General features: G+C 54.8%; 20 protein-coding genes. 11 read left to right on the forward strand and 9 right to left on the reverse strand.

What is annotated here, in order from left to right:
• Positions 1 to 85: 85 nt before the first annotated feature.
• Positions 86 to 499: a hypothetical protein gene (locus K5Y33_RS05370; RefSeq protein ID WP_222233390.1), complete on the forward strand. Its 414-nt coding sequence runs from the start codon at positions 86 to 88 to the stop codon at positions 497 to 499.
• On the opposite strand, the gene K5Y33_RS05375 is transcribed toward K5Y33_RS05370, so the two are convergent.
• Both K5Y33_RS05375 and ydgH read right to left on the reverse strand, forming a co-directional pair.
• A complete protein-coding gene (locus tag K5Y33_RS05375; RefSeq protein ID WP_222233391.1) occupies positions 496 to 1,887 on the reverse strand; it encodes an amino acid permease in 1,392 nt (463 codons plus the stop codon). The two genes, K5Y33_RS05370 and K5Y33_RS05375, sit on opposite strands and share 4 nt — an antisense overlap.
• Before the next feature lie 224 nt (positions 1,888 to 2,111).
• Positions 2,112 to 3,068 carry a DUF1471 family protein YdgH gene (gene ydgH / locus K5Y33_RS05380; protein ID WP_217546543.1) on the reverse strand — a complete coding sequence of 319 codons (957 nt, stop codon included), beginning with the start codon at positions 3,066 to 3,068 and terminating at the stop codon, positions 2,112 to 2,114.
• A gap of 540 nt (positions 3,069 to 3,608) precedes the next feature.
• On the opposite strand from ydgH, the gene pntA reads away from it, so the two are divergent.
• Positions 3,609 to 5,138 (forward strand): Re/Si-specific NAD(P)(+) transhydrogenase subunit alpha, encoded by a 1,530-nt coding sequence (gene pntA, locus K5Y33_RS05385; protein WP_222233392.1) that lies wholly within the window; start codon positions 3,609 to 3,611, stop codon positions 5,136 to 5,138.
• A gap of 11 nt (positions 5,139 to 5,149) precedes the next feature.
• Positions 5,150 to 6,538, forward strand: coding sequence for a Re/Si-specific NAD(P)(+) transhydrogenase subunit beta (gene pntB, locus K5Y33_RS05390; RefSeq protein WP_101764320.1), 1,389 nt, complete (start codon positions 5,150 to 5,152; stop codon positions 6,536 to 6,538).
• A 77-nt stretch (positions 6,539 to 6,615) separates the two neighbouring features.
• On the opposite strand, the gene uspE is transcribed toward pntB, so the two are convergent.
• Both uspE and K5Y33_RS05400 read right to left on the reverse strand, forming a co-directional pair.
• Complete coding sequence (gene uspE / locus K5Y33_RS05395) at positions 6,616 to 7,572, reverse strand: universal stress protein UspE (protein ID WP_101764321.1); 957 nt, start codon at positions 7,570 to 7,572, stop codon at positions 6,616 to 6,618.
• Between the two features lie 118 nt (positions 7,573 to 7,690).
• Positions 7,691 to 8,443, reverse strand: a complete 753-nt coding sequence (locus tag K5Y33_RS05400; protein WP_222233393.1) for an FNR family transcription factor — start codon at positions 8,441 to 8,443, stop codon at positions 7,691 to 7,693.
• A gap of 296 nt (positions 8,444 to 8,739) precedes the next feature.
• Here K5Y33_RS05400 and smrA point away from each other — a divergent pair, with 296 nt between their 5' ends.
• Entirely contained in the window at positions 8,740 to 9,306 is a 567-nt protein-coding gene (gene smrA / locus K5Y33_RS05405) for a DNA endonuclease SmrA (protein WP_110866213.1), read from the forward strand.
• Here smrA and K5Y33_RS05410 read toward each other — a convergent pair.
• A complete protein-coding gene (locus K5Y33_RS05410) occupies positions 9,303 to 10,223 on the reverse strand; it encodes a LysR substrate-binding domain-containing protein (RefSeq protein WP_101764323.1) in 921 nt (306 codons plus the stop codon). The two genes, smrA and K5Y33_RS05410, sit on opposite strands and share 4 nt — an antisense overlap.
• 322 nt (positions 10,224 to 10,545) lie before the next feature.
• Between K5Y33_RS05410 and K5Y33_RS05415 the strand changes: the two genes are divergently transcribed.
• Both K5Y33_RS05415 and K5Y33_RS05420 read left to right on the forward strand, forming a co-directional pair.
• Positions 10,546 to 11,880, forward strand: coding sequence for an aromatic acid/H+ symport family MFS transporter (locus K5Y33_RS05415; protein ID WP_101764324.1), 1,335 nt, complete (start codon positions 10,546 to 10,548; stop codon positions 11,878 to 11,880).
• A gap of 88 nt (positions 11,881 to 11,968) precedes the next feature.
• Positions 11,969 to 13,306 carry a VOC family protein gene (locus K5Y33_RS05420; protein ID WP_222233394.1) on the forward strand — a complete coding sequence of 446 codons (1,338 nt, stop codon included), beginning with the start codon at positions 11,969 to 11,971 and terminating at the stop codon, positions 13,304 to 13,306.
• A 54-nt stretch (positions 13,307 to 13,360) separates the two neighbouring features.
• On the opposite strand, the gene K5Y33_RS05425 is transcribed toward K5Y33_RS05420, so the two are convergent.
• Entirely contained in the window at positions 13,361 to 13,795 is a 435-nt protein-coding gene (locus tag K5Y33_RS05425) for a DoxX family protein (protein ID WP_101764325.1), read from the reverse strand.
• Between the two features lie 192 nt (positions 13,796 to 13,987).
• Here K5Y33_RS05425 and K5Y33_RS05430 point away from each other — a divergent pair, with 192 nt between their 5' ends.
• A complete protein-coding gene (locus K5Y33_RS05430; RefSeq protein ID WP_222233395.1) occupies positions 13,988 to 15,505 on the forward strand; it encodes a carboxylesterase/lipase family protein in 1,518 nt (505 codons plus the stop codon).
• A 213-nt stretch (positions 15,506 to 15,718) separates the two neighbouring features.
• Positions 15,719 to 17,386, forward strand: coding sequence for a methyl-accepting chemotaxis protein (locus tag K5Y33_RS05435; protein ID WP_222182175.1), 1,668 nt, complete (start codon positions 15,719 to 15,721; stop codon positions 17,384 to 17,386).
• Here the strand turns inward: K5Y33_RS05435 and K5Y33_RS05440 are convergent.
• Positions 17,383 to 18,225 (reverse strand): LysR substrate-binding domain-containing protein, encoded by an 843-nt coding sequence (locus K5Y33_RS05440; RefSeq protein WP_222233396.1) that lies wholly within the window; start codon positions 18,223 to 18,225, stop codon positions 17,383 to 17,385. The genes K5Y33_RS05435 and K5Y33_RS05440 overlap by 4 nt on opposite strands.
• A 126-nt stretch (positions 18,226 to 18,351) precedes the next feature.
• On the opposite strand from K5Y33_RS05440, the gene K5Y33_RS05445 reads away from it, so the two are divergent.
• Both K5Y33_RS05445 and K5Y33_RS05450 read left to right on the forward strand, forming a co-directional pair.
• Complete coding sequence (locus tag K5Y33_RS05445; protein ID WP_222233397.1) at positions 18,352 to 19,518, forward strand: methionine aminotransferase; 1,167 nt, start codon at positions 18,352 to 18,354, stop codon at positions 19,516 to 19,518.
• 16 nt (positions 19,519 to 19,534) lie between these two features.
• Positions 19,535 to 20,314: a transporter substrate-binding domain-containing protein gene (locus K5Y33_RS05450; RefSeq protein ID WP_101764330.1), complete on the forward strand. Its 780-nt coding sequence runs from the start codon at positions 19,535 to 19,537 to the stop codon at positions 20,312 to 20,314.
• A gap of 34 nt (positions 20,315 to 20,348) precedes the next feature.
• Here the strand turns inward: K5Y33_RS05450 and pepT are convergent, their stop codons facing one another.
• Positions 20,349 to 21,575: a peptidase T gene (gene pepT, locus K5Y33_RS05455; protein WP_101764331.1), complete on the reverse strand. Its 1,227-nt coding sequence runs from the start codon at positions 21,573 to 21,575 to the stop codon at positions 20,349 to 20,351.
• Positions 21,576 to 21,701: 126 nt separating this feature from the next.
• On the opposite strand from pepT, the gene K5Y33_RS05460 reads away from it, so the two are divergent.
• Positions 21,702 to 23,297 (forward strand): ABC transporter substrate-binding protein, encoded by a 1,596-nt coding sequence (locus K5Y33_RS05460; RefSeq protein ID WP_222233854.1) that lies wholly within the window; start codon positions 21,702 to 21,704, stop codon positions 23,295 to 23,297.
• Position 23,298: 1 nt separating this feature from the next.
• Here K5Y33_RS05460 and K5Y33_RS05465 read toward each other — a convergent pair whose 3' ends face one another.
• Complete coding sequence (locus K5Y33_RS05465) at positions 23,299 to 24,225, reverse strand: LysR family transcriptional regulator (protein WP_222233398.1); 927 nt, start codon at positions 24,223 to 24,225, stop codon at positions 23,299 to 23,301.
• Positions 24,226 to 24,243 lie beyond the last annotated feature (18 nt).

Below are 24,243 nucleotides of genomic sequence, written 5' to 3' on the forward strand. Positions count from 1 at the left end.
ATGTATACCGTGAAATGTGCCATCATTAGCGGCGCGTTGTCGCGCAAGGTTCGGAACCGTAACGAAAAACAGGAGGAGTGCGAGAGTGTCTGATAAAGAGCTGGCTTCAGCCGGATACAGTGATCGCATCTGCTTCAATTACAGTGATTTTCTCTCCGCTTCCTGCAAAAAACGCTGGAGTTTTGTTGATGCCATTTATGGCGTGATGCCTATTTTTGGCATGGTGACGCGTAAATCGGCGCACAACCTTCAGGCCAGCGACGATCATCTGAAAGAATTAGCATTACAAATCATTTCAACACAGGTGAGCGACGAGATTAATATCGCGCGTTTGATCACCCTGGCCGAACAACAACACATCAGCCGCTTTGATATTCAGCTGCCGTATCCGCTGTCAACCGAGCAGCTTGACGCTATTCATCAGGAATACCGTAAGCCGCTCAATCTGACACAGCAGGATGACCTGCTGTGCGTTTCCATTCCCGTCCAGCCGCACTAATTCGTTAGCTGCCACAACGCGGGCAGTGACGCCGCAATCAACAACACAATCGCGATGCGCTCCAGCTGTGACAACACCTTGTCGCCACGGCCGCCGCGTCGTGCAAACAGGAACAGCAGCAATCCAGGCGCATAGAGCACAACAGAGAGCAGCAGATGCAAAGGACCCGACGCATACAGCAGCCAAACGCCATACGCGCTGGCACCGACGCCGGTAAACATCGCCCAGGGTTTGTTCTGCCCGCGCACCACCTTAATCAGATACAGACCCACCAGCAGATAGGGCACCAAAATCATTTCTGAAGCGATGGTCAGCAGCGTGTTGTAATCCGCACCGGTTAAGGCGATCAAAATCAGGCAAACCTGTACGCTGCCGTTGGTCAGCCATAACGACGCCGAAGGGGAGTTGTGGCGGTTCTGACGCGCGATGCTGCGCGGGAAGGCACCTTGTTGTGCGGCGAGGAACGGCACTTCAGCGGCCATAATCGTCCAGCTCAGATAAGCGCCGCACACCGAAATAATCAATCCGACCGCAATCACCGCATCGCCCCAATGACCGAGCAAATGCTTCATCAAACCCGCCATAGAAGGGTTGCGCATCTGCGCCAGCTCGGCACGCGGAATCACGCCTAACGACAGCAGCGTAACCAGCAAGTAGACCAGCAGCGCGGCCAGCACCGCCATCAGCGTGGCGCGTCCGACATCCTGTTTATTACGCGCACGCGCAGAAACCACCACCGCGCCTTCCACACCAATAAATACCCACAAGGTGATCAGCATGGTTTGCTTCACCTGCTGCCACAGCGGCTGACCGAGTTCCACGCCGCTGAAATCAAAGCGGAAGCGATCGTAGTTGAATGCCAGCAGCGCCAGCACCACAAACAGCAACAGCGGCACCAGCTTTCCCAGGGTCGCCAGCACATTAATACTGGCCGCAGTTTGCACGCCGCGCAGCACCAGACAATGCACCAGCCACAGCAGCACCGACGCGCCGAGCATCGCCTGCCATGTATTGCCATCACCAAACACCACGTGATCCGGCGTGTCGGTAAAGAAACTCAGCGCCGAGAAGACAATCACCAGATAAGAGACGTTGGCAATGACCGCACACAGCCAATATCCCCACGCCGAGCAGAAGCCCATCAGCTCGCCAAATCCGGCGCGCGCATAGGTAAAGATGCCGCCATCCAACTCCGGCTTCAGCCGCGTCAGCAACAGCATGGCGAGCGACAGGAAGATGATGCCAACGCCGGTGATGAGCCAGCCGATCAGCAGCGCCGCCGGGCCGGCAACCGCTGCCATATTTTGCGGCAGGCTGAACACGCCAGCGCCCAGCATAGAGCTGAGTACCAACGCGGTGAGCGCACTAAGACCTAATTTTTTATCCAAAACGCCCATCCTAAACAGCAGAGTATGCTGAGTGGTGACGATTCCGCTGGAGTGTCGCGTGGCAATGAGCCAACTTTGAAACGGAATCCCCTAAAAACAGGCGGCAGATTTTACGGAGTGCAAACGGGGAAGGCAATGCAAGACTATGCAAATCTGCGCACAGATTATGCAGTTAGTATCAAGGAGATTTTGAAAAGGGCGACGGACGCCGCCCTTAATCGCTATTACTTGAACAGATCGGCGGTGACGGTCAGGTTGCCGCCGCTCTGGTTCTGCCATTGACGCGTGATGTGGTAGTACTTAGCGCCTTTTTCCACTGCGCGTTTGCCAACCGCTTCCGAGATTTCGGTTGGGGTACCAAAGTGATCGGAGAAGGTGATGGTGTCAAACGGCTGCATCTGCGCAGCAGTAATCGCATTCACTTCCTGCACGCTACGGCCATCGGCAGTTTTCACCGTGTAACGTTGGCCGGTTGAGCTTTGCGTTTCGAAGAAACGACCAACGTTGCGGCTTGGGGTATCCGAAGAGGCCACGCCAGGAATGGCCACTTTAGTGGCGGCGGTGCCACCTGCGGCCAATGCTGCTTTACCGGCTTCAGAATCTGCTGGGATTGAATCAGAGGTGTTCTGTACTTTACGTTCTGGCGCATCAGCCTTGTAAACATACGCGGTCACGTACTGGTTGCCGCCGTTGTTAGCATCAACCTGACGCACGATAAAGAACGATGCCGCACCTTTATTTTTGGCTGCCTTGGCAATCGCTTCATTAACATCTGGCTGGCTGGAGAAGAAGCCATTTACCGATACGGTGTCATACGGCTCAAGGCGATAGGCTTCTGCTTTCGGCAGCTCTTTCACGCCTAAGAAGGTGCGATATTTAGTGGAGTCATCCGCTTTCGGTGCGTTAGCTTTATACAAATCAGCCGTTACGCGCCAGTTACCGCCGTTGCCGTTGCTATCATTAATACCCTGAACATAGAAAGAGTCAGCGCCTTTGGCATCGGCTTGTTTGGAGATGGCATCAGTTGCATCGCCAATCGCATTGAAACGGCCGCTGATATTAATACGTTCGAATGGTTTCAACGCGGCCGCTTGCTCTGGCGTTAACTCTTTAGCAGCAAACGCATTCGCTGCCAGCAGTGATAACAAGGTTGACGCCAGAATGGTGTTCTTCAGCTTCATAAAAATGATCCTTCGCCTTACGCAAAATGAGTACGAAAACGTGCTGGACTCTTGATGTATAACAGATTAGCCGTTGATTATTGCATGTAATAATCGGCCTGTCTCAGCCAATTTAAGCGCATAACATTGACAATCTCTGCCGTTTTATTCATCGACCTGTAATTGACTTCTGTTACGGCTCTTTTTTGCACAGATAACCACTTATTCTGGTAACACTTAGTGCCATAACAGTTAACGCATTGTTAATTAAAGGTTTTTAAAAACACTTAATTCGACATGACACGATTTTGCGCAGCAGAATATTTTTTAATAAACACCAAATGCAGTGGCAAAACATGGCATTCAATCTTTGTGTCTGAATATTTGTGTGAATGTCATAAGTGGGCGTTATCGCTGTGGATCACTCTTCATATTTTCAGTAGGTTATAAAGACTTTGTTACATTGCGCATTTTGCTCATAAGAAGCTGAAACACTGTTTCGGCTTTTGAGCTTTTTGCCACTTACAGAACCTCATCCTTTAATTGTTGAAAGGAAACAGTATGTTAATTGGGATACCCAAAGAACGGTTAGCCAACGAGTCGCGCGTGGCCGCCACGCCAAAGACCGTTGAGCAACTGATCAAGCTGGGATTTAGCGTCACCGTTGAACAGAGCGCAGGACTTCGCGCCAGCTTTGATGATGAAAGCTTTATCGCCGTCGGCGCCACCATTACTAACACTCACGATGTGTGGCAATCGGACATCGTTTTGAAAGTGAATGCGCCGGACGATCAGGAGATTGAACTGACGCGCGCCGGTAGCACGCTGGTGAGCTTTATCTGGCCTGCGCAGAATCCCGCGCTGTTAGAAAAGCTGGCAGCACGCAACGTCACCGTGATGGCGATGGATTCGGTGCCGCGTATTTCTCGTGCGCAGGCGCTGGATGCGTTGAGCTCAATGGCGAACATCGCGGGTTATCGCGCCATCGTTGAAGCCGCTCATGAATTCGGCCGCTTCTTCACCGGTCAAATCACCGCTGCCGGTAAAGTGCCGCCAGCCAAAGTAATGGTGATCGGTGCGGGCGTCGCGGGATTAGCGGCCATCGGCGCGGCAGGCAGTTTAGGCGCCATCGTGCGTGCTTTCGATACGCGTCCGGAAGTGAAAGAGCAGGTGCAGAGTATGGGCGCCGAGTTCCTTGAGCTGGACTTTGAAGAGGAAGCAGGCAGCGGCGATGGTTATGCCAAAGTGATGTCTGAAGCCTTTATTAAGGCAGAGATGGAGCTGTTTGCCGCGCAGGCGAAAGAAGTGGACATTATCGTCACCACCGCGTTGATTCCTGGCCGTCCGGCCCCGAAGCTGATTACTGCCAAGATGGTTGCCAGCATGAAACCAGGCAGCGTAATCGTCGATCTGGCTGCGCAAACCGGCGGTAACTGCGAATTGACGGTGGCCGATCAGGTGACCTTAACCCCTAACGGCGTGAAGATTATCGGTTATACCGATTTGCCAAGTCGCCTGCCAACGCAATCCTCACAGCTTTACGGTACCAACCTTGTCAACCTGCTGAAACTACTGTGCAAAGAGAAAAACGGCGAAATTACCGTGGATTTCGACGACGTGGTGGTGCGCGGTGTGACGGTGATTCGTGATGGCGAAGTGACATGGCCAGCGCCGCCGATTCAGGTTTCCGCCGCGCCGAAAGCGCAACCCGCCGCACAGCCGCTGCCGAAGGCCGAAGCCAAACCGGTTTCACCATGGCGCAAGTATCTGCTGCTGGCGCTGGCGGTGGTGCTGTTTGCCTGCCTGGCCAACGTCGCGCCGCCGGACTTCCTGTCACACTTCACCGTGTTCGCGCTCTCTTGCGTGGTCGGCTATTACGTGGTGTGGAACGTGAGTCACGCATTACACACGCCTTTGATGGCCGTCACCAACGCCATTTCCGGCATAATTGTGGTGGGTGCGGTGCTGCAGATGGGCCACGGCGGTTGGGTCACGATTCTGTCGTTTATCGCCGTACTGATCGCCAGCATCAATATCTTCGGTGGTTTCACCGTCACCCAGCGCATGCTGAAAATGTTTCGTAAGAATTAAGGGGTAGCAACATGTCTGGCGGATTAGTTACTGCAGCATATATTGTTGCCGCGATTCTGTTTATTTGCAGCCTTGCCGGTCTCTCGAAACACGAGACCTCAAAGCAGGGTAATATTTTTGGTATGAGCGGCATGGCGATTGCGCTGCTCGCCACCATATTTGGCCCGAACACCGGGAACGTTGCCTGGATTCTGCTGGCGATGGTGATCGGCGGTGCGATTGGTTTGCGTCTGGCGAAAAAAGTCGAAATGACCGAAATGCCGGAACTGGTTGCCATTCTGCACAGCTTCGTGGGTTTGGCGGCGGTGTTGGTGGGCTTCAACAGCTATATCGATCACGCGCCAGGCCTCGCGCCGGTGATGGAAAATATCCATCTGACCGAAGTGTTCCTCGGCATTTTCATCGGTGCGGTGACCTTTACCGGTTCACTGGTGGCGTTTGGCAAACTGCGCGGCAAGATCTCCTCATCAGCGCTGATGCTGCCACATCGTCATAAAATGAACCTCGCGGCGTTGGTGGTTTCCTTCCTGCTGATGCTGTGGTTCGTACAAACTGATAGCACCGGTGCGCAGGTGTTTGCGCTGCTGCTGATGACCGTCATTGCGCTGGTGTTTGGCTGGCATCTGGTGGCGTCAATTGGTGGCGCGGATATGCCGGTTGTGGTCTCAATGCTGAACTCTTACTCCGGTTGGGCGGCGGCGGCGGCAGGCTTCATGCTGAGCAATGATTTGCTGATCGTTACCGGTGCGCTGGTCGGTTCTTCCGGTGCCATCCTCTCTTACATCATGTGTAAAGCGATGAACCGCTCCTTTATTAGCGTGATTGCCGGTGGTTTTGGTACCGATGTAAGCGTGGGCGGCGAAAGCGATGAAGTGGGCGAGCACCGTGAAATTACGGCGGAAGAGACGGCAGAAATGCTGAAAGCCTCTTCTTCTGTGGTGATAACGCCGGGTTATGGCATGGCGGTGGCGCAGGCGCAGTATCCGGTTGCGGAGATTACCGAAAAGCTGCGCGCGCGCGGTATCAAAGTTCGCTTTGGTATTCATCCGGTTGCCGGTCGTTTGCCGGGTCACATGAACGTACTGCTGGCGGAAGCGAAAGTGCCTTACGATGTGGTGCTGGAAATGGACGAGATTAACGATGACTTCAGCGATACCGATACCGTTTTGGTGATTGGCGCGAATGACACCGTTAACCCAGCCGCACTGGAAGATCCGCGCAGTCCAATCGCTGGCATGCCGGTGCTGGAAGTGTGGAAAGCGCAGAACGTGATTGTATTTAAACGCTCTATGAGCACCGGATATGCGGGTGTCCAGAATCCGCTGTTCTTTAAAGACAATACGCAGATGCTGTTTGGCGATGCAAAAGCGAGCGTGGAAGGCATTCTGCGCGCGCTGTAAAAAAGCAGGGCGGTGATGTGATTCACCGCCCTGAGTAGAAATAAGTAGAGCGGCCATGGCGAGCCGCCCTTTTTTAATCAATCGTCTTCATCTTCTTCGTCATCGTGATCAATCGGCGATTTGAAATCGTCTGGCTTGATCGCCAGCAAATCACAACGCAGATGATCAATCACCTGTTCCGCAGTGTTACCCAGGAACGCAGCTGACAAACCGGTACGGCCAATGGTGCCGAGCACCACAATGCCGGCGTCCAGATGCGAGGCAATATCCGGAATCACTTCCTCGGGCAAACCTTTCGCCACGTGGGTGAACTCTTCACTGATGGAGAATTTTTGACGCAGCGCTTTCATCGCCACTAAATGCTGGCCGCGAATCGCGTCGTTGTAAACGCTGGGATCAAAGTCGGGCAGTTCGATAGCAATATTGATCGGGGTGATGGGGTAAGCGCCAACCAAATGCACTTCGGTGTGATTCACCATTTCGGCAAGCAGCGTGGTTTCACGAATCAGCTTCTGATTCAGCTCATCATGATGCGGCTCTTCGCTGGCTAAGTTGACCGCTACCACCGCTTTGCCGCCTTCAGGCCACGCCTGATCTTTCACCATCCACACCGGACATGGACATTTACGCAGCAGATGCCAATCCGTCGGCGTAAATATTACCGCTTCGAGGCGATCGTGCTGGTGCGCCATTTTCAACACTAAATCATGCTGATGTGCCAGAATTTCCTGGATGATGGCTTCATAGGGACGGTTATGCCAAACCACTTTGATTTCAATTTCAACGCCAGCCTCAATATATGCCTGGGCCTGTTGGCGAATCCATTCGGTACGTTGGCTGATCACCCCTTTGCGCATATTGGAGCGCTCGTCGGGCGACAGCAGCGTGGTCATTTCATATGAGAAGTCGTAAATAGGCAGGAAAGCTTTGATTTTTCCGCCAATACGTTGATTGAGATAAACCGCACGACGCAGCGCGGGCTGATCGTCCTGCTGGGCATCAATAGCCACCAGAATATTTTGGTACCGGGACATAAGCCGATCTCCTAAAACCAAAGCAAGTTGGGTTAAAGATAGCCTAAGTTTGGACAGGGCAGAAGCGGAAAAGTTGTTGCCGGATCAATAAAATAACTTTTATTAACCCGGCACAGAATCACGCGGCTTGTTCGGTCTGGCCAGCTAATTCTGCCAGCTGAGCGTGGTTCTCAATGGTGATATATTTGCCTTTTACGGCCAGCATGCCACTTTTCTGGAAGCGACCCAGCAGACGGCTGATGGTTTCTACGGTTAGTCCCAGATAGTTACCAATGTCGCCACGCGTCATGGTCAAACGGAATTCACGCTGTGAGAAGCCGCGCTGACCGAAACGACGCGACAGATTCCAGACAAATGCCGCCAAACGCTCTTCGGCATTTTTCTTCGACAGCAGCAGAATCATATCCTGATCGCCTTTGATTTCACCGCTCATCAAACGCATCATTTGCTGACGCAGCGCCGGCATTTTACCGGAGAGGTCGTCAAGCGTTTCAAACGGGATTTCGCACACCATCGCGGTTTCCAGCGCCTGCGCAAAGCTTGGATGTTTGGCACCAACAATGGCGTCAAAACCCACCAAATCGCCTGCCAGATGGAAGCCAGTAATTTGCTCGTCGCCTTGTTCAGTGATGGTGTAGCTTTTGATAGTGCCGGAGCGGATAGCGTAGAGAGATTTCAGTTCATCACCGGCTTTGAACAGCGTCTGGCCTTTCTGAATCGGCTTTTTGCGCTCAATGATGTTATCCAGCTGATCCAGTTCGTGCTCGTTCAGCGTGAAGGGAATACACAATTGGCTGATACTGCAATCCTGACAATGGATGGCACAACCGCCAGACTGAATACGTCGAATGCTGCGTTTTTCCTGGATCATATAGTTACGCTCGATGATTATTGACTGCGGTCAATTTTAACATTTTTCTAAGCGAAGGGAACTCATCCGAGCAGTAAATGTCCTTAAAACCCCACAAATGTCAGGTATTACGCGGTTTGCGCTGGTCTGACTGAAGCGCATTTATTGATCTGGAACGTTTTGTTGCCAGGTTTACAGCTATAGCGCGCTTAATACAGCGCAAAAAGTGACAGATGTTTTGCCCATAATCCTTTGCTACTCTTTTGCTTTAGCGTCGAATTGGACGCGCAGGCAAACACCAGGCGAGAGGAAACACCATGAATCTTGATGATGAAGACCTTTTCCGTGATGCCATGGGTGATGTGACACCATTAAAAAATTGCGCTAATACCCAATGGCTACGCGCACCTTCGCCTAAAGCGCCGCGTGCGCCGCAGGAAAGTGACGAGCAGGAAAATTTCCTCACGCGTGGCTATCTCGACATCGTTCCGCTGACCACACCGCTGGAATTTAAAGTTGAAGGCGTACAGCAAGGCGTGCTGGATAAGCTGCGACTGGGCAAATATCCGCCTCAAGCCAGCCTTAATCTGTTGCGTCAGCCGGTGGAAACCTGTCGTCAGGCGCTGTTCAGCTTTATGCAGCAGGCCAATAAACATGGGTTGCGCAATCTATTGATTATTCATGGCAAAGGGCGTGACGATGAGTCGCACGCCAATATCGTGCGCAGCTATGTGGCGCGATGGTTGCCGGAGTTTGCAGAAGTGCAGACCTTTTGTACGGCGCAGCCGAAAGATGGTGGGGCGGGCGCGCTCTATGTCGGTTTACGAAAAACCGAACAGGCGCGCCTTGAGAACCGTGAGCGTCATGCAAAACACAGTCGCTAGCTGTGGAATTTGCGGATGGTCGCCATCAACACTTCGGCGCTCAGGCTTAATGGACTGCCGCTGCGCGTAATTATGCCCACCGGTTCGCCTGGCCCTGGCGAGGCAATCGGTAGCGCGCACAACGCATCGTGATTTAAATCTTCTTTGATGGCGCCAGAAGGCACAAACCACACATAGTCGTAACGCAATGCCAGCTGTCGCGCCAGCGATGTCGATGAGGTTTCGACGCAGTTTGCTGGCAAGGTACAACCTTGCTCATTCAGCATATGCTGCGCGATACGGCGCGGTGCGGTGCCTTCCGGCGAAATCACTACTGGCCACTGCATCGCGCGCGACAGCATAACATTCTCGCTTAATAGCGGATGATCGGGGCGCACCACCAGTTTAAGTGATTCCAGAAACAGCAATTCATAAGTGAGTCCGGCCATCATATCGCTGTCCGCCATACGACCAATCCCGACATCAAACTCACCGGCACGTAAACCGGCCAACAACACGTTGTTATGCAATGTCGCAACCTGCACCGTGGTGTTAGGTTGCTGTTCATGGAAGCGATCGAGAATTTGCGGCAGCATGCCCATCGCCGCAGTCGTCAGCGCGCCGAGTCGAATCACCACCGGTCGGCCCGGCTGCGGCGCGTTGAAGCTCTGACCAGCATGATTAAGCGCATCCAGCACTTTCACCGCATGAACCAGAAACTGTTCGCCCAGCGTGGTGAGCTGCGCGCCGAGTCGTCCGCGCTCAAACAGTCGCGCACCTGCCAACTCTTCCAGCTCATTCAGTGTTTTCGATAAAGCGGGCTGGCTCAGATTGAGCGTTTCAGCGGCACGACCGAGCGTGCCTTGCTGCGCCACCGCCACAAAGGTATGTAAATGACGCAAGCGAATGCGCTGATTGAAAAGGATATTTTTGTCCATACGCCCAACATAATGAGTTATGCCGAAGAGCAGCAATGAGGAAACGTTAATTATGTTAACTTGCCTGCAAATTTATATTAACAAAAACACCGCTATGCAAGCTTCGCCGCTAACCTGATGTATTTATGAATAAAGTTGAAAAAGACACTTTTTGCAGCATATTCGCGCGCTATAAAATCAATAACATACAGCGTGAAAAGTTGAATAATTCTCAATTACATCCAAAAAGAGTGCCTGTTATTGTTAACGATGAGCTATGATAAGCGCCGTTTTTTTTACTAAAACTGATGCCCTAAACGGTTAAAAGTGCAGGAGTCGTTACGTGACCAGCGTTGAAGCAGTAGACGTTCGCCAGCTTATCAATAAGAGTGCGCTTAGCAGCTGGCAGAAGCGCTTAATCGCGCTGTGCTTCGTGGTAGTGGCGCTGGACGGCATGGACATTGCGCTGATGGGCTTTATTGCGCCCACGCTGAAAGCCAGTTGGGGCGTCACGAATCATCAACTCGGTATGGTGATCAGCGCGGCGCTGATTGGTCTGGCATTGGGGGCGATGGTCGCTGGACCGCTGGCCGATCGCTATGGTCGCCGCGTGATGATCCTCATCAGCGTGCTGTTTTTCGGTCTGTGGACGCTGGCCACGGCGATGGCGCAGAACATCGAACAGATGATGCTGTTCCGCTTTCTCACCGGCTTAGGGCTTGGGGCCGCGATGCCCAACGTGGGCACGCTGGTGGCCGAATACGCGCCCGAACGTCGCCGCTCATTTATTATTACCGTGGTGTTCTGTGGCTTTACCTTTGGTGCCGCGACGGGAGGCTTTGCCGCTTCGTGGCTGCTGCCGCGCTATGACTGGCACTCCGTTATGCTGATGGGCGGCGTGCTGCCGCTGCTGGTGCTGCCTTTTTTAGTGCGCGGCTTACCGGAATCGGTACGTTTTCTGATTAGCCGTCGCGCGCCTGCCGCACGTATTCACGCCATCCTCGAACGTATGCTGCCCGGCAGCGTGCAGCCGGATAGCCATTATCAAAGCACTGAGCTGCCCACCGCGCGAAAAGGTTCGGTGGCGACCGTGGTGTCGCGCCGCTATCTGTTCGGCAGTTTGATGTTGTGGGGCGGCTACTTTATGGGGCTGTTCCTCGTTTACCTGATTGGCAGCTGGATGCCTTCATTGATCAGCACGCTCGGCATGTCGGTGACGGAAGCGGCGATTGTTACGGCGATGTATCAGGCCGGCGGAACCCTTGGCTCGCTGTTTGCGGGTTGGTTGATGGACCGCATCAACGCCAACCTGGCGCTGGCGGTGATCTATTTCTGCGGTGGCATTGCCATTGTGGCACTGGGTTTTTCACCCGCGCAGGTCGGCTTAATGAGCGCCATCGCTTTCTGCAGCGGCTTCTGTTTTAACGGCGCCAATACCGGCATGAATGCGCTCTCCGCCAGTTATTACCCAACTCATGCGCGTGCCACCGGCTCCAGCTGGATGCACGGCATTGGTCGCATCGGCGCCATCATTAGCGCCTTTGTCGGTGCCGAGTTATTAACGCTTGGCTGGACGTTCAGTCAGATCTTCCTGCTGCTGGCGATTCCTGCCGTGTTAACCACCATCATGCTGGTGCTGAAATGTCGCTTTGGTGACCAGTCAAACCTCACCGAGTGACAAGGCGATCACAGTTCCACGAAATTGTTACCCGCCGCTAAAGGGTTGATCTACAGTAGCAACAACCCGTTAGCCCAAGGTGATGATGATGCCAAACTTTCTCAGCAGCGATGCCATCCGCACGCTGTTCTCGCAGGCAATGTCGACCCTGTATCAGCAGGAAGTGCCGCAATACGGCACGCTGACGCAGTTGGTCACCGCTGTTAATGAACGTACGCTGGAAGCCAATCCCGAGTTAAAAAACCGCTTGTCGGCCGCCGATGAACTGAGTCGCCTGAGCGTCGAGCGTCACGGTGCGATTCGCGTCGGAAAGGCTGATGAACTCAGCACGTTGCGCCAGATGTTCGCCGTTATGGGCATGGAAGCGGTGGGGTATTACGACCTGTCGCAAGCCGGTGTGCCGGTGTACTCCACGGCGTTTCGTCCGGTCAGCGATCGCGCGTTGCGCCATAATCCATTCCGCGTTTTCACTTCGTTGCTGCGTCTGGAACTGATTGATGATGCGGCGCTGCGCGAGAAGGCCGCTGCAATTCTCGCCGCGCGCGATATCTTTACGCCAGGTTGCCGCGCGTTGATCGCTAAGCATCAGCAGCAGGGCGGTTTGAACGCCGCGGATGCCGCCACTTTCGTGCAGGAAGCGCTGGAAACCTTCCGCTGGCATGCGCATACCACCGTAGACAGCGCCACTTATCGCGCACTGAGCCAGCAGCATCGTCTGATTGCCGATGTGGTGTGTTTCCGTGGTTGCCACATCAACCATTTGACGCCGCGCACGCTGGATATTGATCGGGTGCAAGCGCTGATGCCTTCGCGCGGCATCGATCCCAAAACACTGATTGAAGGCCCGCCGCAGCGTAAAGTACCGATTCTGCTGCGCCAGACCAGCTTCAAAGCGCTGGAAGAAGCGGTGCACTTTAACGATGGCACGCCGGGCACGCACACCGCGCGCTTTGGTGAGATTGAACAGCGCGGCGCGGCGCTCACCCCGAAAGGACGCGAACTTTACGATCGTCTGCTGGCCGAAGCCGGTACCGGCAGCGATAACCAGCATCACCAGCAACATCTAAGTGAAGTGTTTGGTGATTTCCCCGACGACGAAGAGTCTTTGCGCGAGCAGCAGCTGGCGTGGTTCCGCTATCGCCTGACCGAAAAAGGCGAGCATCTGCCGCCACGCGCGGGCGAAAGCGTGACGCAGTTGCTGGCTGAAGAGCGTTTGAGTGCCGAACCGATCGTTTACGAGGATTTCCTGCCGGTCAGTGCCGCGGGGATTTTCCAGTCGAATCTGGGGGACGTGGCGCAAGCACGCAGCGCGGGGAATGCCAGCCGAGCGGATTTTGAAAGCGCGTTAGGTTGCGCGGTGCAGGATGAAATGGCGTTGTACCAGCAGATGCAGCAGCGCAGTCTGGAACGCTGTGGCGTAGCCTGAGGAGAAATGTTACAGCCGGTCTGAAATTCAGCAGACCGGCTGCTTTTCTTGTGGTTATTGCAAGCGCGCGTCACGCACCAGCGTGTACTTCCCGGCACCCAAAAACATAATGGCGAGCGCACCCAGCAGGTAAAGCGCTTCTGTCTCCAGCGCCCACGCACCAACGTCGGTGCGATGCCAGACAGCGCCCATTTTTACCAGCAGTGTCGCAACAATCATGTTCACCGCAATAATGAACGCCGCAGGGCGCGTCAAAAATCCGATGATCACCATTACAGGTGCCGCTATTTCCCCGATGTAAGCACCGTAAGCGATGAAACCTGGCATTCCTTTGACGGCGAGCATGTGCGCAATCCAACCCACGCCATGCACCACTTTGAACGCCCCATGAAACAGCAGCAATCCGCCAAACGTCAGGCGCAAAAGCAGTTTGCCAAGGTCCGGGTGATCGCACATCCGGTTGAACATTTGATTAATGCCACCAAACATGGTGTTTCTCCGTCGCGCCAGGTTAACTTGCAACCTTAAAACAAATGGCCTCGATGGGGTTAGCCAAAATATTTGATGGAGTTGTTCAAAGAATCGCGCCGCGTTTCGGCTTAATCTGCAAATGCTTTCAGAACATGGACATTCGTCCAAGGCCTGCAAATAATGGAACGATGCATTATCAGGGAACCCGAGATGAAAAATGAACGACGTCTGAGGATCATGACCGCAGAAGGGGAACTCAGAGGCCTGATGGACGAAGATCTTTTTGTCTTTAAAGGAATACCGTACGCAGCTGCACCTACTGGCGCTTTACGCTGGCGACCGCCGCAGCCGGTCCAGCCGTGGCAAGAGGTGCGTGATGCGACCGAATGGGGCGCAGCAAGTTGGCAAAATCGTGACTATTGCGTGGCCGCCGGCGGTGGCGATCCCGGTCGCTTTAGTGAGGATTGTCTCTACCTGAATATCTGGACGCCGGATGTTGAGCCTTCGCGGCCGTTGCCGGTAATGGTCTGGTTGCATGGCGGGGGATTTTCCATCGGCGCCGGTAATCTTGATCCTTATCGCGGTAAAGCGCTGGCGGCGCAAGGTGTGGTGGTGGTGACGCTTAACTACCGACTCGGTCACTTCGGTTTTTTCTCTCATCCGGCGCTGGATGCGCAATACCCCGACGGGCGCGTAATCAACAACTTTGCCTTACTCGATCAAATTGCTGCTTTGCAGTGGATTCAGCGCAACATTCCTGCCTTTGGCGGCGATCGCCATAACGTGACGCTGTTTGGTGAATCCTCCGGTGCGCGTAGTGTGTTATCGCTGTGCTGCTCGCCGCTCTCCGAAGCGCTGTTTCACAAAGGCATCGTACAAAGCGCCTACAGCCTGCCCGACATCCCGCAAAAGCAGGCACAACAGATCGGTTTACAGGTCGCGGCGCATTTTGCGTTACCCGAAGATGCCAGCGCCGAGCAGCTGCGCGAGCTACCGGCCGAACAATTCTGGCCGTTAGAACGCCCGCTGGCGCTCGGCCCGGTGCCCATCAGCGGCGATGCGGTACTGCCGAAACCGATGTTAACCACGTTTATCTCCGGCAAGCAGCATCGCATTCCGTTAATGATCGGCAGCAACAGCGATGAAGCCAGCGTACTGGACTATTTTGGCGTGGATGCCACGGCAGTATTGCGACAGATGCGCAGCAAAAACCGCATCAGTTATCGCTTGATGAAGTGGCTGTACGACATTCATGATGATGCGCTGCTGGGACGTGCGGTGGCGCGCGATATGGCGTTCACGGTGTTACCGTTAATCATCGCTCAGGCGCAGCACAATATCGGCCTGCCCGCATGGCGTTACTGGTTCGATTACGTCTCCGAAAACGCGCGCGATCTCTACCCGCACGGCACCTGGCACGGCAACGAAATTCCCTATGTCTTTAACACGCTGGATACGCTAGTGCCGCCAGCGGAACGCAGCTACAGCGAGCAGGATAAAGCGTTCGCCTCCACAGTCAGCGCTTATTGGGTCACCTTCGCGCGTGAAGCCAGCGAGTTTAGCTCGCACTTAGCGGGTGAAGTAGATTGGCCAGCCTGGCGACCGGGCGACGATCTGACGCTGGCGCTGGGCGAACAGGGCAAAGCCCAGGCGGTGGTGAAGGCGCGCTTTATGCGTGGACGGCTGCGTTTGTTCCGTTTGATGATGCGCAGCCACGTTAAGCTTTAATGAGCGTGCTAATGGTGTAATCTGGCAAATCAATTTATAAGGCAAATTTTCGCCTATCTTGCTGATAAATCTTAAAAGCGCATATTTCTCACCCGCGTCAGTAAGCAATTAATTAGCTTACAAAACCGTTACATTTTCCCGATCCGATGCCGATAAACGCAATATGCCCGATTTTATCGGGCCTCCTTCGCGTTTCACACCAAGGGATTATGTATGGGTATCTTAAAAAATTTCACCATCCGCGCCGTATTGCTCACCATTCTTGGGCTGTTTTGCCTGCTGTGGTGTGCCGTTGGGCTGTTTAGCGTCCACTCACTGAACGCCCTCGGCGAGGGCAACGAGATTGACCGCCAACTGGTCAATCAAATGACGATTTTAAGCAAAGGAAATGATCAATATTTTCGTGTCGTTACGCGTCTGTCTCGCGTGATGGAAGGCCGCGCCTCAGGCAGCGCAGTCGGTGCTGATGCTTTTACCCCGGTGCAACAAGCGCTCGACAATATGAAAACGCTGCTGGCGCAGTTTAAAACCATGGCGCCAGGTCCGATGGATGCGGAGACCGCCAATAGCGTCATCGCCAACTGGCAAAAACTGCTCGATGAAGGCATCGCACCGCAGGTATCGCTGGCGCAGCAGGGCACGCTTGAAGCCTATCGTGCGCAAGCCAATAACGTCACGCCGCCGCTTAGTCGTGCGTTTGGTGCCAGCGCGGAAGCTTTCAATAAAGCCGCAGGCAGCAAACTGGATGAGACGCGCGTCACCGTCGATAAGCTCACCAGCATCACTAAAGTCATTATTCTGGTGGCGGTGGTGATTGGCTTGTTTATCTTGCTGTTTACCGATCGCTATCTGGTGGCGATGCTGGTGAAACCACTGGAGCGTATCCGTAACCATTTCACGATTATTGCGCAGGGCGACCTCAGCCAGCCGGTGGAAGATTTTGGCCGTAACTGCGTCGGCAAACTGGTGCCGCTGCTGCGTGCCATGCAGGACAGCCTGCGCGAAGCGGTAAGCGCGATTCGCAGCGGCACTGAAAACATCTATCGCGGCGCAGCGGAGATCTCCTCTGGCAACAACGATCTCTCATCGCGCACCGAAGAGCAGGCGGCCGCGCTGGAGCAAACCGCGGCCAGCATGGAGCAGTTAACCGCTACCGTGAAGTTCAACGCCGACAACGCGCGACAGGCCAGTTCGCTGGCCGAAACCGCTACCGGTACCGCGCAGCAGGGCGGACGGTTGGTAGGCGAAGTGGTTACCACCATGCAAGGCATCTCAGGCAGCTCGAAGAAGATCGCTGAGATCACGAGCGTGATTAACAGTATCGCTTTCCAGACCAACATCCTGGCGCTAAACGCCGCGGTAGAAGCCGCACGCGCCGGTGAACAGGGCCGCGGTTTTGCCGTGGTGGCCAGTGAAGTGCGCAATCTGGCACAGCGCAGCGCCGGTGCGGCGAAAGAGATCGCCACATTGATCGAAGATTCCGTGCAGCGCGTGGAAAAAGGGTCGGCGCTGGTGAGCAGCGCGGGCAGCACCATGCACGACATTCTTAAGTCGGTGCAGGATGTAAATGAAATCATGAAGCACATCGCTGCGGCGTCAGAAGAGCAGAGCAAAGGGATTTCGCAGGTCGGTACCGCCGTCACCGAGATGGACAGCGTCACTCAGCAGAACGCCTCGCTGGTTGAGGAAGTTTCTGCCGCTGCCAGCGCGCTGGAGCGCCAGACGCAGGAGCTGCAGGCCTCGGTGGCGAAATTCCGTCTATCGGACAGCGCGCCGGTAAATAAGGCCGTGGTATCGCCAACCGCGCTGCGTCGGCCGGTGTTGACCGGCGCAGGCCTCGCACAGCCGAAATCAGCCTCTGACGAATGGGTCTCGTTCTAAACCTCAGATAACCACGCCACCAGTTCCGGCAGGAACGGTGGCGCATCTTTTTCCGCCCGCTGTAACAGGCTGTAGCTTACGCCGGTCGCCACACTGGTGGCAAACGGCGCAATCAGTCGCCCATTCACCACATCGTTCTGCACCAAGGTGACATCCGCCACCGTGACGCCAAATCCCTGAATCGCAGCGCTGATCGCGAGATCCATGGTGGCGAAATGCTGATTGCGCGTCATTGGCAACGCGGCATCCAGCCCGGCCAGCCAAAGCTGCCAGTCGCGTGAATCCGGCGTGGGATGCAGAAAAGTAAACTTCGCCAGTTCGCCAATCTGCGTGGGCGGCGTGACGCTGCTGGCCATCACCGGCGTTAAACGCTCCTCAAACAGGCAAATCGAACCGGCTGGCGACGGGCCAAACACAATCGCCGCGTCAAAATTATCGAGCTGCGAGCCATGATCGAGTGTGGTGGTCAACGCTACGTGAATATCTGGCCGCTGCTGTTCCAATGCCACCAGACGCGGCACCAGCCAGCGCATGGCGCAGGTAGGCGCTTTCAGGCGAATCGAGGCATTGCTGCGGCTGGCTTTTTCTGTGGCATTCACCAGCATGGCGAAACCTTGCTGCAATTCCGGCAGCAGCGCGGCACCTTGTTCGGTGAGATGCAGACCACGTGCGTGGCGGGTAAACAGCGCGAAGCCCAGCCAACTCTCCAGCGTGGCGATTTTACGGCTCACCGCGCCTTGGGTGATGCACAGCTCGCTGGCGGCACGCGTCAAATTGAGATGGCGCGCGGTGACCAGAAACGCGTGGATGGCATTGAGCGGCAGAGCAGAGCGGGACATAATAACCTCAAGCTATGATTTTTAATCATGGCTATTATGACAACAATTCGCTTGTCGACTCAAGCCGCACACCGTTGAATAGAAATCTACTTTCGATACGTGGTTATGCAACCTTACGAGGCACCGATGACCTTGAACAGCAGTGTTAACATCTCTTCCAAACAGCCCGATGTCGGCACGACGATTTTTAGCGTCATTGGCCAGCTGTCGGCGCAGCATAAAGCCATTAACCTGTCGCAAGGCGCACCCAACTTCCCGTGTGATCCACAGCTGGTTGAGCTGGTCAGCCAGGCGATGCGTGACGGTCATAACCAATACGCTTCAATGACCGGCCTGCCGTCGCTGCATGAAGCGCTGGCGGAGAAAGTTCACACGCTGTATGGCCAGCACTATGATGCCGGCAGCGAAGTGCTGATCACCGGCAGCGCCAGCCAGGGCATTTACATGGCGATTTCCGCGCTGGTCCACGCAGGCGATGAAGTGATCTTCTTCGAGCCGGCGTTTGACAGCTACGCGCCGGTGGTCCGTCTGCAGGGCGCTACGCCAATTGGCCTGAAGTTGCAGGTGCCGGATTTCGCCATCAATTGGGACGAACTGCGCGCCACCATTACGCCGCGCACCCGCATGATCATCATCAATACGCCGCACAACCCCAGCGCGCAGGTGCTGTCAGCTGCGGATCTGGATCAGTTAGCCGCGTTGACGCGCAACACCGATATTGTGGTGCTGTCTGACGAAGTCTATGAACACATCCTGTTTGATGGCCGTACGCACTGCGGTATGGCAACGCATCCGGAACTGGCGCAGCGCAGCGTGGTGGTTTCCTCCTTCGGTAAAACCTTCCATGTCACCGGCTGGCGCGTGGGTTATGCGCTGGCACCGGCAGCGCTGATGGAAGAGATCGTCAAAGTCCATCAGTTCATGATGTATGCCGCCGATACGCCGATGCAGGTCGGTTTTGCTCACTATCTGCAAAATCCGAAGAACTACCTGCAGCTGTCGCCGTTCTATCAGGAGAAGCGCGATCGCCTGCTGACCTTGATGCAGGATTCGCCGTTTAAACTGCTGCCGAGCGCCGGTTCGTTCTTTATGTTAGCCAGCTACGGACATTTCAGTGACGAAAGTGATAGCGAAATGGTAAAACGTCTCATCGTCGATCACGGTGTGGCCACCATTCCGTTGTCGGCGTTTTATATGGACGGCACTGACAATAAATTAATTCGCCTGTCATTCGCAAAAGACGACGCAACACTTCAGGCCGGTGCAGAAGCGCTCTGCCAGGTCAAAGGGTAACTTAGGGGTAAATATAATGAAAAAATTGAACGCACTGTTTGTCGCTTTGGGCATGCTGACTTCGGCGCACGCGCTGGCGCAGGAAACCTTACGCTATGGTCTGGAATCGCAGTATCCGCCCTTTGAGAGCCGCAACGCGCAGGGCGAACTGGAAGGTTTCGATATCGAACTGGGTAAAGCGATTTGTCAGGTAGGTAACTTCGACTGTAAGTGGGTGGAAAGCAGCTTTGATGCGTTGATTCCGGCGCTGCAGGCGAAAAAATTTGATGCCATTAACTCCGCAATGAACATCACCGAAGCGCGGGCGAAAAGCATCGACTTCACTAAGCCGATCTACCGCATTCCGACCATGTTAATCGTGAAAGAGGGCGAGAAGCTGCTGCCAACCGCCGAATCACTGAAAGGGAAGAACATCGGGGTGCTACAGGGTTCGATCCAGGAAACCTATGCCAAGAAGCACTGGGAAGCGCAAGGCGTTACAGTGACCTCTTATCAGGATCAGAACCAGGTTTACAACGACATGGTTGCCGGTCGTCTTGACGGCACGCTGGTGATGTCAGCTGCCGGTCAATCGGGCTTCCTCGAAAAGCCGCAGGGTAAAGGTTTCGCCTTTGCCGGCAAGCCGGTAGAAGATGACACCATTCTCGGCACCGGTATCGGTTTTGGTCTGCGTAAAGGCGATGACAAACTGAAACAAGAGCTGGATGCGGCAATCGCCAAGGTGCAAGCCGATGGCACCGTCACCAAGCTGGCGGCGAAATTCTTCCCTGGGATTGATGTTTCAGCGAGCAAATAACCAAAAAGAGGTCGCCATGAAGGGCGACCTTTTTTTATTTCGCGGCTAAATAACACAACGCTTCGGCCACCTGATACGACTTCACAAACGAGGGAACCGGCAAAAACTCAAAGCGCGAATGGAAATTGTGCGCGCCGGTGAAGAAGTTCGGCGTCAGCAGCCCTTTCGCTGACAGCGCTGCACCGTCGGTGCCGCCGCGCATCGGGATCACCTTGGGTTCCACGCCCACTTGCTCTAACGCGGCAAAAATCAGGTCAATCGCACGACGATCTTCACCAATTGCATTACTGATATTGCTGTAAATATCGTTAATCGTCAGCGCTACATGGCCGGTGGGATAACGCGCGGCGATTTCATCGGCCACTTCCACCAGTTGCTGTTTCTTCGCATCAAAACCCTGCAAATCGAAATCACGAATCGAGGCTTTCAACACCGCGCGGCTGGCGTTGGCATTCATATCGTTGAACCAGATATAACCTTCGCGGCCTTCGGTATGTTCGGGGGTTTTTAAGCGATCGAAGCGGGAGATGAAGTCATGCGCCATCAGCAGCGGATTGACCAATACGCCTTTGCCCGACATCGGATGCGCCGGCACGCCGGTAAACACCAGCTCAGCGGCGGCGGCATTGAAGTTTTCATACACCACTTCACCCAGCTCGCAGCAGTCGATAGTCCAGGCGAAATCGACGTTAAAGCGCTGCTCCAGATCCAGCGCTTTTGCGCCACGCAGGCCAATCTCTTCATCGGGCACAAACGCCACCACGATATCACCGTGATCGCCGCGCAGGTTCTCCAGCAACGTCATCACCACCGTCACCGCTGCTTTGTTATCGGCGCCCAGCACGCTGGTGCCGTCGCTGAAGATAATCTCCTGCCCGAGATAAGGTTTGATCTCCGGATGTTCCGCCACGCGCAGCCAGATGTCCTGCGTGCTGTTAAGGCACAGATCTTCCCCGGTAAACCTGAGGGTTTGCGGGTGGATATCCGGCGACAGGCCAACATCCACGGTATCAATATGGGTGATAAAACCGATACGCGGCGCATCAGGGCGATTGCCGGGTTTCACCGCAGTGACCGTGGCGTGCTGGTCAATCACGATATCCTGTAAACCCAATTCGCCCAGCTCCTTTGCCAGTAACTCCGCCATCGCATGTTGGGACGGCGTACTCGGCAGCGTGGTTGATTTGGCATCGCTCTGGCTGGAAACCGCCAGATAACGGTAGAAACGCTGGGTCAATTGGCTGGCAAGTTGGTCTGTCATCACAATTCCTTATTAGCATTGCGGCGTCTGTAGTACGCGTGCTGGTTAAATCATGTTATTTATTAATCAGATGAACATTACATAACGAAGCAGACTCATGGAAGTCAATAAAAAGCGAGGATCATGATGAAAAAAATGATGGAAAATCTCACTCTCACTGCAATCGGCTTGGCGGTCGCGGGCGGGGTTTCGGCAAAAACGCTGGTGTACTGTTCAGAAGGATCGCCAGAGAACTTTAACCCGCAATTGTACACGTCGGGAACCAGCGTCGATGCCAGCGCGGTACCGATTTTCAACCGCCTTGTGGATTTCACGCCCGGCACCACCGAACTGGTGCCGAGCCTCGCCGAGAGCTGGGATATCAGCCCGGATGGTAAGGTCTACACCTTCCATCTGCGCAAAGGGGTGAAATTCCAGAGCAACAAGCTGTTTAAGCCGTCGCGCGATTTTAACGCCGACGACGTAATCTTCTCGTTTATGCGCCAGATGGATGCCAAAAACCCCTACCACAATGTCTCCGGCGGTAACTATGCCAACTTCGAAAGCCTCGAGCTGGCGAAGCTGATCACCAGCATTGAGAAGGTCGATGACAATACCGTGCGCATTACCTTAGCTCACGCTGAAGCGCCATTCCTCGCCGACTTAGCCTGGTATTTTGCCTCGATCCATTCGGCTGAATACGCCGACCAGATGTTGAAAGCCGGCACGCCGGAGAAGGTCGATATGGAGCCGATTGGCACCGGGCCTTTTGAGCTGGTGCAGTATCAAAAAGATTCGCGCATTCTCTATAAGGCCTTCCCGGAATACTGGCAGGGCAAGGCGAAACTGGATCGTATTGTCTTCTCGATCACGCCGGACGCCTCGGTGCGTTATGCCAAGCTGGAGAAAAACGAATGCCAGATTATGCCGTTCCCCAATCCGGCCGATCTGGAGAAGATGCGCACCAATCCCGATTTAACGCTGGAACAGAAATCGGGCCTGAATACCGGTTTCCTGTCGTTCAACACCACCAAAGCACCGCTGGATAACGTCAAGGTCCGTCAGGCGCTGGCGATGGCGATCAATAAGCAGGCGATCATTGATGCCATCTTCAAAGGTACTGGCACGGTAGCGAAAAACATCCTGCCGCCGGACGTGTGGAGTGCGGATAAAGATCTGAAGGATTACGACTACGATCCGCAGAAAGCCAAAGCGCTGCTGCAGGAGGCGGGGATTAAGCCAGGCACCGAAATCGCCCTGTGGGCGATGCCGGTACAGCGACCGTATAACCCGAATGCGCGACGAATGGCGGAGATGATTCAGGCGGACTGGGCCAAAGTGGGTATCAAAGCCAATATCGTCAGTTATGAGTGGGGTGAATACCTCAAGCGCGTGAAAGGCGGTGAGCATCAGGCGGCGCTGATGGGCTGGACCACGGCGACCGGCGATCCGGATAACTTCTTCGGTCCGCTTTACAGCTGCACCTCGGCAAATGGCGGCTCCAACTCGTCGAAATGGTGTTATCAGCCGTTTGAGAAGATCATTACCGAAGCGCGCGCCGAGCAAAATCACGACAAACGCGTGGCGCTGTATCAGCAAGCGCAGCAGATTATGCATGATCAAATGCCAGCGGTGATGATTGCTCACTCAACCATCTTCGAGCCGGTGCGCAAATCGGTGACTGGTTATCAGGTCGATCCGTTCGGTAAACACATCTTCTACCCGGTGGATATCAAGAACTGAGTCACGGCTTCCAGCGCTGGCGCAGCGGTTCCTCTAACGCATCCAGCTGTTGCAGCATAAAGGCGAGAAACACATTCAGGGCGGCACTGCGAGGCCGCCCTGATTGCGTCTGCAGCTGCAAGGTGCGCTGGCTCAGCTGATCGATGCCTACCGAGCGCAAAATCAAACCGTGCGTTTCCGCTTCCTGCAGCACGGTAAAGGCGCTGCAAATTGTCACCGCCTGCGGCGTGCGCAGCAGAAATTGAAACAACATCGAAAAGGTATCGCAGGTCATCACCGGCTCAACCAGGCTGCCATTCATATGGCTGGCGAGCTCAAACAGTTGCCGCACGGTGGTGTTTTGCTGCGGCAAGGCCAGCGGATAGTGACTGAGATCGGCGAGCGTGACCTGCGGCGCGGTCGCCAGCGGATGCGTTTGATGCATAACGATTAACACCGGTGCCGGCCACGAACCCATCACTTCCACACCGCGCTCAGCGTGGAGACTAAACTGCAGCGCCACATCACACTCGCCGTTGCGCAGTGCCTCCGCCACGCCTTGCGTGCTGGCGACTTTCACATCGAACAGCACGCCCGGATTGTCAGTGCGGAAATCCGCGATCATGCGTGGCAGCAGGGTAAACGCCAGCCCATCGGTGCAGGCCACGCGGATCAGCGTACGGCGCACCGCTTTCAGTCCCTTAATCTCCGCCAGCGCATACTCCATATCCAGCAGGTTCTTACGTACATGATGTGCGAAGATTTCGCCCGCCTCGTTCAACACCATGCCGCGCGCGTGACGCGCAAACAGCGGCACGCCAACCTGATTCTCCAGCCGCTGAATTTGCCGACTGATCGCCGAGACCGCCACAAACAGCTGTTCGCTGGCGGCGCTGAGCGAGCCGGTATTGGCGACGGCGAGAAAATAGCGGATTTCACTGCTTAACATGCGGATGCCTCATGGTGG

The sequence above is a fragment of the Pantoea sp. DY-17 genome, from assembly GCF_019795975.1.
GTDB classification, from domain to species: Bacteria; Pseudomonadota; Gammaproteobacteria; order Enterobacterales; family Enterobacteriaceae; genus Pantoea; species Pantoea leporis.